This is a genomic window from Pseudoxanthomonas sp. (assembly GCF_036845285.1).
Taxonomy (GTDB): Bacteria; Pseudomonadota; Gammaproteobacteria; order Xanthomonadales; family Xanthomonadaceae; genus Pseudoxanthomonas_A.
Genome location: NZ_DAIUEE010000002.1, coordinates 290642 through 302983, shown reverse-complemented (window position 1 = coordinate 302983; position 12342 = coordinate 290642). Strand labels below are relative to the sequence as shown.

Annotated in this window: 13 protein-coding genes; 2 read left to right on the top strand and 11 right to left on the bottom strand. The window is 67.3% G+C overall.

The features are described from left to right. Positions 1 to 49 precede the first annotated feature (49 nt). The 3 genes from V7060_RS03965 to rpoE all read right to left on the bottom strand — a co-directional run bounded on the left by V7060_RS03965 (position 50) and on the right by rpoE (position 3130). A complete protein-coding gene (locus V7060_RS03965; protein ID WP_334177948.1) occupies positions 50 to 1549 on the bottom strand; it encodes a DegQ family serine endoprotease in 1500 nt (499 codons plus the stop codon). Between the two features lie 67 nt (positions 1550 to 1616). Next, positions 1617 to 2513: a sigma-E factor negative regulatory protein gene (locus V7060_RS03960; protein ID WP_334177947.1), complete on the bottom strand. Its 897-nt coding sequence runs from the start codon at positions 2511 to 2513 to the stop codon at positions 1617 to 1619. Then, positions 2510 to 3130, bottom strand: a complete 621-nt coding sequence (gene rpoE / locus V7060_RS03955) for an RNA polymerase sigma factor RpoE (RefSeq protein ID WP_334177946.1) — start codon at positions 3128 to 3130, stop codon at positions 2510 to 2512. Before rpoE ends, V7060_RS03960 begins: the two co-directional genes overlap by 4 nt. 240 nt (positions 3131 to 3370) lie before the next feature. On the opposite strand from rpoE, the gene V7060_RS03950 reads away from it, so the two are divergent. Further along, positions 3371 to 5434: a 3-hydroxyacyl-CoA dehydrogenase NAD-binding domain-containing protein gene (locus V7060_RS03950; protein ID WP_334177945.1), complete on the top strand. Its 2064-nt coding sequence runs from the start codon at positions 3371 to 3373 to the stop codon at positions 5432 to 5434. Positions 5435 to 5479: 45 nt separating this feature from the next. Here the strand turns inward: V7060_RS03950 and V7060_RS03945 are convergent, their stop codons facing one another. The 8 genes from V7060_RS03945 to V7060_RS03910 all read right to left on the bottom strand — a co-directional run bounded on the left by V7060_RS03945 (position 5480) and on the right by V7060_RS03910 (position 11798). Continuing rightward, the gene (locus V7060_RS03945; protein WP_334177944.1) at positions 5480 to 7447 is read right to left on the bottom strand and encodes a hypothetical protein; all 1968 of its coding nucleotides are present in this window, start codon (positions 7445 to 7447) and stop codon (positions 5480 to 5482) included. 19 nt (positions 7448 to 7466) lie between these two features. Beyond that, a complete protein-coding gene (locus tag V7060_RS03940; RefSeq protein WP_334177943.1) occupies positions 7467 to 8300 on the bottom strand; it encodes a hypothetical protein in 834 nt (277 codons plus the stop codon). Between the two features lie 15 nt (positions 8301 to 8315). Beyond that, entirely contained in the window at positions 8316 to 8786 is a 471-nt protein-coding gene (locus V7060_RS03935) for a hypothetical protein (RefSeq protein WP_334177942.1), read from the bottom strand. Next, a complete protein-coding gene (locus V7060_RS03930; RefSeq protein ID WP_334177941.1) occupies positions 8783 to 8932 on the bottom strand; it encodes a hypothetical protein in 150 nt (49 codons plus the stop codon). The genes V7060_RS03935 and V7060_RS03930 overlap by 4 nt, the downstream gene beginning before the upstream one ends. Positions 8933 to 9011: 79 nt before the next feature. Next, positions 9012 to 9629, bottom strand: a complete 618-nt coding sequence (locus tag V7060_RS03925; RefSeq protein ID WP_334177940.1) for a penicillin-binding protein activator LpoB — start codon at positions 9627 to 9629, stop codon at positions 9012 to 9014. Between the two features lie 236 nt (positions 9630 to 9865). Continuing rightward, a complete protein-coding gene (locus V7060_RS03920; RefSeq protein WP_334177939.1) occupies positions 9866 to 10399 on the bottom strand; it encodes a GNAT family N-acetyltransferase in 534 nt (177 codons plus the stop codon). A 96-nt stretch (positions 10400 to 10495) separates the two neighbouring features. Next, positions 10496 to 10750 carry a hypothetical protein gene (locus V7060_RS03915; protein WP_334177938.1) on the bottom strand — a complete coding sequence of 85 codons (255 nt, stop codon included), beginning with the start codon at positions 10748 to 10750 and terminating at the stop codon, positions 10496 to 10498. A 175-nt stretch (positions 10751 to 10925) separates the two neighbouring features. Beyond that, positions 10926 to 11798: an alpha/beta hydrolase-fold protein gene (locus V7060_RS03910; RefSeq protein ID WP_334177937.1), complete on the bottom strand. Its 873-nt coding sequence runs from the start codon at positions 11796 to 11798 to the stop codon at positions 10926 to 10928. A 249-nt stretch (positions 11799 to 12047) separates the two neighbouring features. Between V7060_RS03910 and V7060_RS03905 the strand changes: the two genes are divergently transcribed. Continuing rightward, positions 12048 to 12338 (top strand): hypothetical protein, encoded by a 291-nt coding sequence (locus tag V7060_RS03905; RefSeq protein WP_334177936.1) that lies wholly within the window; start codon positions 12048 to 12050, stop codon positions 12336 to 12338. Positions 12339 to 12342: the final 4 nt, after the last annotated feature.

Sequence of the window (12342 nt, the reverse complement as noted above, 5' to 3'; positions counted from 1 at the left end):
TTCAACTACTTTTTTTTTGCAAAATGATGTGCTTCGGCGTTAGCTTGACTTAGCTTTTTTCAACCGTGACCGCAAGGAAACGAGTCACGCCTCTTTGGCGAACCAGCAGCATCACCGTGTCACCTGCCTTGGTGGCGGCCAACTCCCGATCCAGTGCCGCCGGGCTGTCCACCTTGGCGCGACCCACCTGCAGGACGACCATACCCGGGACCAGCCCAGCCTCGCGTGCCGCCGCGCCCTCGACTCGGGTGATCAATACGCCGCCCGACTCGACGCCCAACTGCTTGCGGCTGCCGGCATCCAGGTTCTGGCTCTGGATACCCAATGTGTTCCGACCCGCGGGTGGGGCCTGCCTATCTGAAGGCGTCGGCAGGGAATCGGTGGCCACGCTGCCCTCGTCGAGTTCGACCAGGATCACAGTGATGTCCTTGATCTTCCCATCACGCAACAGGCTGAGCGTCACCTTGGAGCCAGGCGCCATCGCGCCAATGATCGGCGGCAGGTCGCTGGAATCGTTGATCGCGCGCCCATTTACCGAACGGATCACGTCACCTGGGTCCAGCCCGGCTTTCGCTGCAGGGCTGCCTGGAAGCACCTCGCTAATCAACGCGCCACGGTTGTCCGGTAGGTTGAACCCTTTCACAACATCGGCTGTCAGCGCACCCACCTGCACACCCAACTGCCCGCGGCTCACGCGACCGGTCGTCTTCAACTGCTCCACCGCAGCCATCGCGAGGTCGATCGGGATTGCGAAGCTGATGCCCATATAGCCGCCGGAGACGGAGAAGATCTGCGAATTGATGCCGACCACTTCACCGCTTGTGTTGAGCAGCGGGCCACCAGAATTACCTTGATTGATGGCCACGTCGGTCTGAACGAACGGCACATAGCGCTGCTCAGCGGTGTACGGGTTGGTGCGGCCGACCGCGCTGACGATGCCGGCGGTGACCGAGTGATCCAGCCCCAGCGGCGAGCCGATCGCCACGACCCACTGGCCCGGCTTCAGCGTCGCCGAGTTGCCGATGCGTACCGTCGGCAGGCCCTTGGCCTCGACCTTCAACAGCGCCACGTCGTACTGCTGGTCGCTGCCGACGACCTTGGCAACCAGCTCTCGGCGGTCCGGCAGGGTCACCTTGACCTCATCCGCACCATCCACGACATGGTGATTGGTCAACACGTAACCATCGGCCGAGATGATGAAACCCGACCCCATCGACGTGCCGCGGCGTTGCGGCCCCTGCTGGCCCGGACCGGGCATCTGGAAACCGGGCGGCAGCATGCGGCGGAAGATCTCCGGGATGTCGGCCTCTTCGCCTGCCTGCGCGCTGCGGCGCGAACCGACGGTGGCCTCCACGTTCACGACACCCGGACCGACCTGCTCCACCAACTGGGTGAAGTCCGGCAATCCGGTCACCAGTTGCGGAGCGGCCGACTGCGCGACGGCAGGCGCCGCCACCGGCGCGGGTGTTTCGGCCTGCTGCGCACAGGCGGCGAGCGGGGTGGTCAGGATCAGCAGGGCCAACAGGCTGTGACGGGCATGGAGAGTCATCGAACGCAAGCCTCGATAGAAAGGAAGAACGGAGATGTCGGCGGCTTCCGGTGCGGAAGCCGGAACTTCATTCGCGCGGCGCGTCGGCAGGCAAGGCCACCGGCGGGACGGAGGGCAGCTGCGGCGCGAACGGATAGAACGTCCGGGCCGCCGAATCCGCGCTGTATCCCGTCGTCAGCGCGCCGCTGGCCGACGGATAGCCGGACAGCGCGGAGCGTGGCCAGGGACGAGAGACGACACCTCCCGCTTCCTGCGCCTGATGCGAGAAAGGATTCGGACCGGTCGCATGCGACGGCGCCGCCGCAACCAATGCATTCGCCGGCGCTACCGGTGTGCCCGAGCTCGACCCGGCGGCGCGGACCGGCGCGTTGGCGCGCGCCACGCGCTGCGCACTGCGTGCGGCCTGCTGGGTACGCGTGGCGTTCCGGCGAGCCTTGTCCTGGCGCCGCGGCACACTGGCCACGGCCGCCATGGCGGCGACCGCATATGCCTCGGCGTCGGGCGCAGGCGTTTCCGGCGCCTTCGCCGGCGGCACGCTCTGTGCGGATGCCACTTGGGTGCCTTCGCTCACCGGCACCTCCTGCGGCGATTGCTGGCGCGCCATGAACAGGGCTACCAGCGCGACCGATGCCGCCAGTGCTCCGCCACCCCAGCGTGCAAGCAGGTTGCGGGGACGGGATGCAGGGGCTTGCGATACGGAAGGCGTGGCGGACTCGGCCGCAACGGCCTGCATCACCCGCTCGGCGAAGCCGGCAGGCGCGGGCGCACGTCCCTGGCCGCGCAGCACGTCGCCGCACAGCTGCCAGCGTTCCCAGCACCCGGTCAGGTCGCGGTCGTGCTGAAGCCGGCGCAGCAGGAAGCGCGCTTCATCTGCCGGCAGGTCGCCATCCATGAGGGCGGAGAGCTGCTGGCGGTGATGGGTATCGAGTTTGTCGATGATCGGGGTCTCGTTGCGGGCGGTCATGAGCGGGTGCGCTCCCGGGTTGCACTGTCGGCGTCCAGCAGGGGACGCATCTGTTCGTCGATCGCCTCGCGCGCCCGGAAGATGCGGGAACGCACGGTGCCGATCGGGCAGTCCATCTTCTGCGCGATCTCCTCGTAGCTGAGGCCTTCGACCTCGCGCAGGGTGATCGCGGTCCGCAGTTCCTCGGGCAATCCGTCCACCGCCTTCATCACCGTCGACTCCAGCTCCTGGCGCATCAACTCGCGCTCGGGCGTGTCGGTGTCGCGCAGCCGGGCGCCGATGTCGTACTGCTCGGCGTCGGCGGCGTCCACGTCCGCCGTCGGAGGACGTCGGTTGTGCGCGACCAGGTGGTTCTTGGCGGTGTTCACGGCGATACGGTGCAGCCACGTATAGAACTGGGAATCGCCCCGGAAATTGCCCAGCGCGCGGTATGCGCGCAGGAACGTCTCCTGGGCCACGTCCTGGCACTCGCTCCAGTCATGGATGTAACGCCCGATCAGCGCCACCACGCGATGCTGGTACTTGCGCACCAGCAGGTCGAAGGCCGCGCTGTCGCCGCGCTGCACGCGCCTGACCAGCTCGAGGTCCAGCTCCTGGGTTGGATCTACTTCGGCCATGCCGCGCCGCACTCCTGTCGGCTCGGCGTTGGCCGGGCCCTGTGACCGCGCTAGCGGAGGAAAGTTCAACGCCTTGTCCAAACCGTTGCCCTATCAAGAATTTAACCGGAGCAGCGGGACCATCCCCCTGCCGCCCGTCACGCCCGAGGCGACGTTCCCTGGGATATGTGGATTTGACGGGGATGAAACAACCTCGGGATGATAGCGGCCTTATCCATACGTGAACGGATGGTCCCCTGCATGGCCACGAACTTCGATGGGCTGCGATTCAGTCACTGGCAGACCGAGCTGCGCGACGACGGCATCGTCGTGCTCGGCTTCGACCGCCAGGGCGCCAGCGTCAACGCGTTCTCGCAGGATGTACTGATCGAACTGGCCGACATCATCGAGCGCCTGGCCATCGATCCGCCGAAGGGCGTGGTGCTGCGCTCGGCGAAAGCCAGTGGCTTCATCGCCGGTGCCGACCTGAAGGAATTCCAGGAGTTCGATCGCAAGGGCACCGTCAACGACGCTATCCGTCGTGGCCAGGCCGTGTTCCAGAAACTGTCGGAACTGCCCTGCCCCACGGTTTCGGCCATCCATGGCTTCTGCATGGGCGGCGGAACAGAAATATCGCTGGCCTGCGACTACCGCGTGGCCAGCAACGACCCTTCCACGCGCATCGGCCTGCCCGAAGTGAAGCTGGGCATCTTCCCCGGCTGGGGCGGCAGCGCACGCCTGCCGCGCCTGGTCGGTTCGCCGAAGGCGATGGACATGATGCTGACCGGCCGCACGCTGTCGGCCGGTTCCGCCAAGGCGATGGGCCTGGTCGACAAGATCGCGGAACCCGCCGTGCTGATCGACGCCGCCGTCGCCCTGATCGGCTCGCGTCCGACGCGTCCGTTCAAGCAACGCTTCACCGGCTGGATCAGCAACAGTTGGTTGGCCCGACAGATCCTCGCGCCACAGATGACCAAGCAGGTCGCGCGCAAGGCGCCGAAGGCGCACTACCCCGCACCCTACGCGCTGATCAACGTCTGGAAGACCGCGGGCGGCAAGGGCATCCAGGGCCGCCTGGACGCCGAGCGCAAGGCCGTGGTGAAGCTGGCCGGCACGCCGACCGCGCGCAACCTGATCCGCATCTTCTTCCTGACCGAGCGCCTGAAAGGTCTTGGCGGCAAGGACCACGGCATCGCCAACGTGCACGTCGTCGGCGCCGGCGTGATGGGCGGCGACATCGCGGCGTGGTCGGCCTACAAGGGCTTCAACGTTACCCTGCAGGACCGTGAGCAGCGCTTCATCGACGGCGCGCTCTCGCGTGCGCAGGAACTGTTCGCCAAGAAGGTGAAGGACGACAGCAAGCGTCCTGCCGTGGCCGCGCGCCTGAAGGGCGACCTGGCCGGCGACGGCGTGCCGCAGGCCGACCTGGTGATCGAGGCGATCATCGAGAATCCGGAGGCCAAGCGCGAGCTGTACCAGACCATCGAACCACGCCTGAAGCCGGATGCGCTGCTGACCACCAACACGTCGTCGATTCCGCTGACCGAACTGCGCGAGCACATCCAGCGTCCGGCGCAGTTCGCCGGCCTGCACTACTTCAACCCGGTCGCGCTGATGCCGCTGGTGGAAATCGTGCAGCACGATGCGCTCGACGAGGCCAACGTCAAGCGGCTGGCCGCCTTCTGCAAGGCGCTGGACAAGTTCCCGGTGCCGGTCGCCGGCACGCCGGGCTTCCTGGTCAACCGCGTGCTGTTCCCCTACATGCTGGAAGCGGCGACCGCCTATGCCGAAGGCATCCCCGGCCCGGTGATCGACAAGGCGGCGGTGAAGTTCGGCATGCCGATGGGACCGATCGAGCTGATCGACACCGTCGGCCTGGATGTGGCACAAGGCGTCGGCGCGGAACTGTCGCCGTTCCTCGGCCTGACGCTGCCCGCCGCACTGGCGACGGTGGAACCCGGCAAGCGCGGCAAGAAGGACGGCCAGGGCCTGTACAAGTGGGAGAACGGCAAAGCCGTCAAACCGCAGGTGCCGCAGGACTACAAGGCGCCCGACGATCTCGAAGACCGCCTGATCCTGCCGCTGCTCAACGAAGCCGTCGCCTGCCTGCACGACGGCGTGGTCGCCGACAGCGACCTGCTGGATGCCGGCGTGATCTTCGGCACCGGTTTCGCCCCGTTCCGTGGCGGCCCGATCGAGCACGTCAAGGCGGTCGGCCCCGACGCGCTGCTGGAAAAACTCAAGGCCCTGCAGGCGCGCCACGGCGATCGTTTCGCGCCACGCCCCGGCTGGGACAATCCGGTACTGCGCCAGCCGACCGTCTGAAGCCTCGCCGTTCCGCGCATCCCGGAACGCGCGGACCCGGGGTGATCAGGGGGCGACTGCGCCCTGGTCCACGTCCTCGGTGGCACGACGCAGCGTTTCGCGGAAGGCCGCATCGCGTTGCACGGCGTCGGCGCGCTTCAGGCGCGCCGCCACGACATCCGGATAGTTGCCGGGCGCACCCGCCTGCACGTTGAGCGCCGAACGCGATCGGCTCCATGCGATACCGCACCTGCCCGCCTGCGCGCGCATCATCGGCGTGCCGGTGGCCAGTGCATGCTCCCCCTGGAACGCGTAGGCGATCGGCGATGTCGATGCCTGCCTGGACAGTCCCACCGAAACATGGTGCGGCAACGTGTCCCAGACACGGATGTCGGCATCCGGCCTGACCTTGCTGTGCACACCCCCGGAGATCGCGGTGATCAGCAGGCCGGCGACCTGCAACGGCAGGATGCCGGTCTGCGTCATCAGATACCCCACTTCGACGGAGTTGCGCGCGCCATGCTGGAGCGACGCCTTGCCATCCAGGATGGTGTCGAACGCGCGACCGCCGCGCGTGGTGGCCTGGAAGGCGACATCGGTGTACACCGGCAATGCCTGCCCCAGCGCCTTCGCTTCGCTGCCCGTGGTGACCGTCACGGTGTCCTCGGCCCCACTTTGGTCCGCCTGGACGAAGGTCAACAGGCGACCGCCCAGCCCGCGACCGAACTTCACCGGCGCGCGTCCGATGTCCGCCACCAGGAGGGTGGTCTCGTCCTGCGGGCGGCGGATGGCCGGATTCACCTGCTCCGCCAGGGCGAAGGCTTCGTCGGCCAGCCCCGCATCGCCACCGCAGTACGACGACCAGCCCGCCAGGTAGTTCATCAGCGCGAAGTCGCCCTGGAATTCCTCCGTCTCCGACAACGTGTCCTGGAATTCGCCGGCGACGAACGCCGCACGCGCGTTCTGGTAATCGCCTGTCCGCAGGTACAGCAGCCCCCGGTAGTAGTAGGCCATCACGCGCTCGTAGGGCTCGCCTTTGTAATCCTTGATGCCTTCACTGGTCCATTTCGAACGGGCCGCCTTCGCGGTTTCGGTGCTGCCGTAGAAGGCTTCGATACGCTCCAGCGCCCGGTCGAACGCCCATTCGGCATCGCCGTACTCGCCGGCTTCCATCGCCGCCAGGCCCAGCCGCTGGAAGTTCAGCACGGCATTGTGTTCGCCGTCGGCGTGCAATGCGCGATAGAACGCCTGCAGCGCCTGCGGCTTGCCGGCCGCATACGCCTCTGCATCCGGACCGGCGTCGGCCGTGTAGATCGCCGGCGCCGCCATCGTCGGCACGAATGGCTTGTCCTGCCACGCCTTGGCGATCTCCAGCGAGGCCTGCCTGCCGGGTGAGTCGAAGAGCGCCAACGCTGCCGGCGACAGCTTTTCCCCGCACTCCGCCACCTCGGTTTCGTTGCGCGGCAGCACGATGAGTTTGTAGTTCGCCTCCACGTCCACTTCCTGCGGGAAGATTTCGATGCGGTAACGGCGCGTCTTGCCCGCCTGGAACATCTGCGTGCAACGGACGCTGGCACCGAAGCCGAACATGCCGCCGGTTTCGTTGACCCACTTGCGGTTGCCCTTGCGATCCACTTTTTCGTAGTCGAAGTTGACCTGGAGCGTCTTCGGCGAATCGGTCTGCACGCCGAAGGTGATCTTCTCGTTCTCGTACAGGTCGATGTAGAAGAACACGACGGGCTGAGGCGCGGGTTCGTACTTGAAGTACGAGAGCTTGCGGTAGCCGGTCCTGGCTCCATTCTCCAGCGACAGACGGCCTTCGTAGGCTTCGTTGAAGAAGATCGGAATGGCGGGTGCATCGAGGTTTTCCGTCCCCGCATACGCCCCTTGCGGGTCCATGCCGGGGACCGGCCCCGGCGACGCGGATGCGGATGGCTCCTCCGCAGGTTGCTGCGCCCCTGCCGGCACGGCCATCGCGGCGGCGGCCACCATCGCGGCGTGCAGGCAGAGGTGGCGGAAAGGTGGACGGATCATCGAAGGCTCCTGGAGGGCGTCAGCGCCACTGCGCAGCCAACGCCTGCAGCGTGGCGTGGGCGACGACTTCGCCGATGTCGGCCAAGGTGGGTTCGGGCGCGGCTTCGCGGACGAAGCCGCCACGGCCGGCGACATGACGGCCAGGGCCTTTTTCAGGCGGTTTGCCGTCGCTGACCACGCTGGCCACCAGCGCACCACTCTTCACGTCCTTGATGTCGACGCGGAAGACCACGCCGAACGGCGAGCGCGGATCCGGTGTTTGCAAGACCTCGGCCAGCAGTTCGGACTTGCCCTGCAGCGCATCGATCTCCATCGCCTGCACGTCGCGACGCTGGTCGCGGCCGGTACCGGCCGCCTGCGACCGCAATGCCATCGTGCGGTCCACCAGGTTCACGCCCGCACGCTGCAGGCGCGTACTGAAGGCGCTGGCGATCGGCCATTCGTTGCGCTCGCTCATCAGTGAGCGCATGGCGGCGCCACTGTCGGGCAGTGCGCGTTCGCCTTCGTGCACCGTGGCCACGGCCGCGGACTGCTGCACCGTGCCGACGGCACGACCGGTAGGACTGATCCCGGTGACGCGCGCAGCCGACGTCTGCACCGTTGCCTGCTGCACCTGGTCGTACTGCGTGCTCAGCGTATCGCTCAGCTGGCGGTTCCAGAACACGGTAACGCGCGGGCTGCCTGCCCTGGCGTAGGCGGCACGGAATGCGGTGTCATCCAGCATCGCAGCCTGCGGGTCGTGCTTCGGCGCGGGCGTCAGCACGGGCGGTGTCCCCTCGCGGTACTGCGCGGCGACGGGCAATGCGGACAGCAGCAGGCAGGCCAGCGCGAACTGCATGGGCATGGAACTCATCGTGGGCCTCCGTGCTCAGCGGCCGGGGGCCAGTTCGATGAGGTAGTACTCCACCTCGTCGCGCGACATCGAGCGTTCGCGGTAGGTCCCCGTGCCCTTCGGCGGAATGAACACCTGCGTCCATGCCGACACCGGCTCGGTCGGTGCCTGGGTCATGTCCATGAAGGACGAGCGCGCCTGCACCTGCAGCGGCTTGTCGGTGCAATTGACCAGGCGTGCCGTGACCTCGACGGTGTCGGTCTCGGTGCGGCGCGCGAACAGGCCTTCCACCAGCACCTGCCGGGTCAACGGCTTGTCGGTGAACTGCACCGCGTTGAGGTCGATCGGCGTCATCGACCTCGGGACGTTCGCGACCAGCACGGGACCGGCCACCGGCGCGGCGCGACGCGCCTGCCACGTCTTGCACTTGAGTACGGTGTTCTCGGCCATCGCCGCCTGCGCCACCATCGGGCTGGCCAGCGCGACCAGCAGCAGCGCGCGCTTCACGGCGACACCTGCGACTTCACCGGCGCCGGATGGTTCGGCGGCGGCACCTGCGCGTTCGGATCGACCGGGCGCGGGGTCTTGGCCGCGCAGGCGACCAGCAGCAGGCACAGCAGCGGCGCGGAACGCCGCAGGACATGGGACTTCATTCGGTTTTCCCCTGTAGCGTGGGCGCCACCCTTCCCGTGGCGCGGTCTCGACGGTACTGCTGCGTGGCGTGGCGTGGATTCAGCGGTAGATCACGTCATCGGTCGCGGCGCGCGCGATGTCGTAACTGTTGGACCATTCGATGGCACCCGATTCCAGGTCCACCATCTCGAACACGATCTGCGTGTAGCGCTGCAGGGTGCCGGTCTTCGGATCGCGTGCTTCGGTACTGGCGATGTTGCCGGTCAGCCGGTAATCGGCACCGAACTGCGCGCGCGTCATCCCCGCGGTACCGGTGTCCGTCACGCCTTCGCGCTTGAGTTCGCGTTCCTGCTCGATCATCGCGGCGTTCTGCCGCGCAAGGAACACCATGCGGCCCCTGCCTGCACGGTTCAGGCCCACGCGCAGGCGGTCGGTGATCAGGTTCTTGTTGATCCGCTGCGAACTCTCGTTGGTGAAGAATGCACTGTCTACGATGATCCGCGGCGGCGTGGCGCGGTTGGCCAGCGTCGCGTTGCCCAGCATGTCGCGCACCATGCGGTCCGACATGGTCTGGATGTCGTGCGCCTCGATACCCAGGCCCGTGACCGGTCCTTTCTGGCCCGGATCCAGGTCCTGCGCGCCGCCGTTGCGTGCATGCGCGGGGCCGGACAGCAAGCCGGCCACCACGACCAGGTACACCCATGGGAACTTCGTCATATCGCTCATCCGCCCCTTGCCGGGGCCCCCTGTCAGCAGATGTGGTCGCCTGCAGGCACGGGGGGCGCGGATCCCCATCCGCATCCCCAAGCGTCCGCCAGGGAACACCCCCGGCCAGAACGCCTGTACCTGTATTTACCTGCGAGCGTAACAAGAGCTTCCCCGGGCGGATCACTCCTGCGCGGGACTGGTTTTCCGTTCGGATTTCGGATAGCGCCTCGCGGACGCGTCCAGCGTCAGGAGACCGGCAGCGCCTGCGTCATCACCCAGTCTTCCGTGGTGACGTCGCCGACGTGGAAGACCGAGCGCCCGACGATCTGGAAGCCATGCTTGCGGTAGAAGCGGATGGCCTGTTGCGATTCCTGCCAGACGCTGAGCCAGACCGACCGCGAATGGCGGAGGCGGGCCGCCGCCAGCAGGTGCGTCACCAGCAGCGCCGCGATGCCCTTGCCGTGGAAGGCGGCATCCAGGTAGATGCGGCCCAGCTCCACCGCCGGCCGCAGCGTCACCTCGGCGGGCGGCACGGTGCCCCAGCGCAACTGCGCGAAGCCTGCCCATTCGCCATCCTGCTCCACGATCAGCGTCAGCGTGTCGGGGTCGCGGATCTCCTGCGCCTGCCGTTCGGGGGTGTAGGCCTGGTCGAGGAAGGCCGCCACGTTCCCGGGCGTACCGCAGTGGCCATTGGCGGCCACGAAGGTGCGGCGCATCAGGTCGGACAGCGCGGCCGCCTCGGACAGGCGTGCGGGACGGATGGTGGTGCCGGAATTCATGCGAGAGGGATCGTCCGTGTCGGTTCGACAGACACAACGCAACGCGCATCGCATGCAGGTCATGCGCGACCGCAAGCATGAGATGAACGGAACGGCTCAGCGGCGCGCGAATACCTCCGGCGGCGCACGCACCGGGCGTCGATCGGCGGCGACGTCGCCCCTCACCCCGAGCTGCGCGGCGAAGTCCGTCAGGCGCGCCCACACATAGGGCTGCAGGTCGTCGGGCGCGCGGTCGTAGACCTGCCGCCACAACGCATCCATGAAGAGGCGCGGATCCTCGCGCAGTGCACCCCGTTCGATGCGCTGCCCGGCGGTGGCGAGAATCGCCCGGATGTCAGCCAACGTGTCCATGCGACGAGCCTAAATCGCGCACGTGCCGGGCGTGTGACATCGAGCGCCGATTTCCGACAGGCGGCCGCATTCCGTGAATCCGGTTACGGATCCCGGTCCGTCGCGACGAAGGAAACACGGGTACACGCATGAATGACGCGCTGTGTACGGACCGAATGCCTGTTCGCCCGACGGATCAGTCCACCGGCGCAGCGATGTCCTCGCGGAACAGCCAGAACATCGCGCGACGGTAGCTCTCGCCGATCGTCGCCGCATGGGTGCCGTCCTGCATCGTCAGCAGCGTCACCTGCCACGGCGGCACCGACGACGGCGCCATCCAGTGCGTGGTCCAGTCGCGCGCGATGCGCTGGCGCTCGGCGGTGTCGCGCGTGCCGCTGGCGACCACCACGTGCAGGTCGTCGCGCGTGTGCGGCAGCGACCGCGCGAACAACTGCTCGCGCGCCGGTCCCGGCGACGGGTTGCTGGCGATCCGTCCCCAGAACAGGTCCGGGTCCTGCAGCGCGGACCACAGCACGAAGTAGCCCGCCCGCGACTGCCCCACCAGCATGCGCCGCGCAGGATCGGCGGCATGGCGGCGCTCGACCTCCGGCACGACCTGTGTGCGAAGGAACGCGAGGAAGCCCGGCGCTCCGCCCTGCTCCGTGGTGGTATCACTCCCCGGTGCAGTGAAATCGACATGCCGTTTGTTGATGGCCGGATCGAAACCGCCATAGGCGATGCCGACGATGATCGCTTCGGGCAACTGTTCGTCGTAATGCAGGAACAGGTGCGTCGGTGCCAGCAGCGGGAACAGGCTATCGCCGTCCAGCACGTACACCACCGGATAGCGTGTGGCGGCGGTGGCGTCGTACCCCTCCGGATAGCGTACGTAGACATGGTGCACGCGGCCGGACGCGCGATCCGTCAACGGAAAATAATCGCCCTTCAGTGCCGGCAGGTAATCCAGCGGAACGCGATCCTGCACGACGTTGTCCGCTGCCGCTCCTGCAAGCGAGGCTGCGTCGGCCGGCACCGCCGTCGACGTCAACCACAGGATGAGCAACCCCACGCATCGGATCATGTCCGTTTCTTCCCGACCAGCCCGTCAGGGGTAGCACGCAGCGTACATCGCCCGTCTCTCCCTACCAACCTCGGACAGCACCGACAGCGCACCCGGTGCATCGGCGGAGCGGGGGGACGTTGCCCCAACACCGGCTGACCTGGGCGCGCGTCCGATGGGGAGATTTCACGGCGGTATGATCCGGGGCGACCTAAGGTCGATCCACGCGCAACGCACCTTGCGCACACGGAACCGACGATGACGATGATCAGATTGCGGGCCACCGGCCCGGGCACCGGGTTCGACGCCCTGATGGCGGCGCTGGAGGGCGTCGACGGGGTGGAACGCGTCGAGGAATTGGCGGACCTGATGCCGCACATGGACGACGACGATTCCAGTTCGGCCGGGCTGCCCGACGACATCGGCGCCAGTGACGTGCATGCGCTGGAGGTCGAGGTCGCCTCGCCGTACGCCGACACCGTGGGCGCCACCGCCGACGATGTAGGTGCGCGGTACGGGCTGGTGCTCGAGTACGTCGACGATTTCTGAGGCC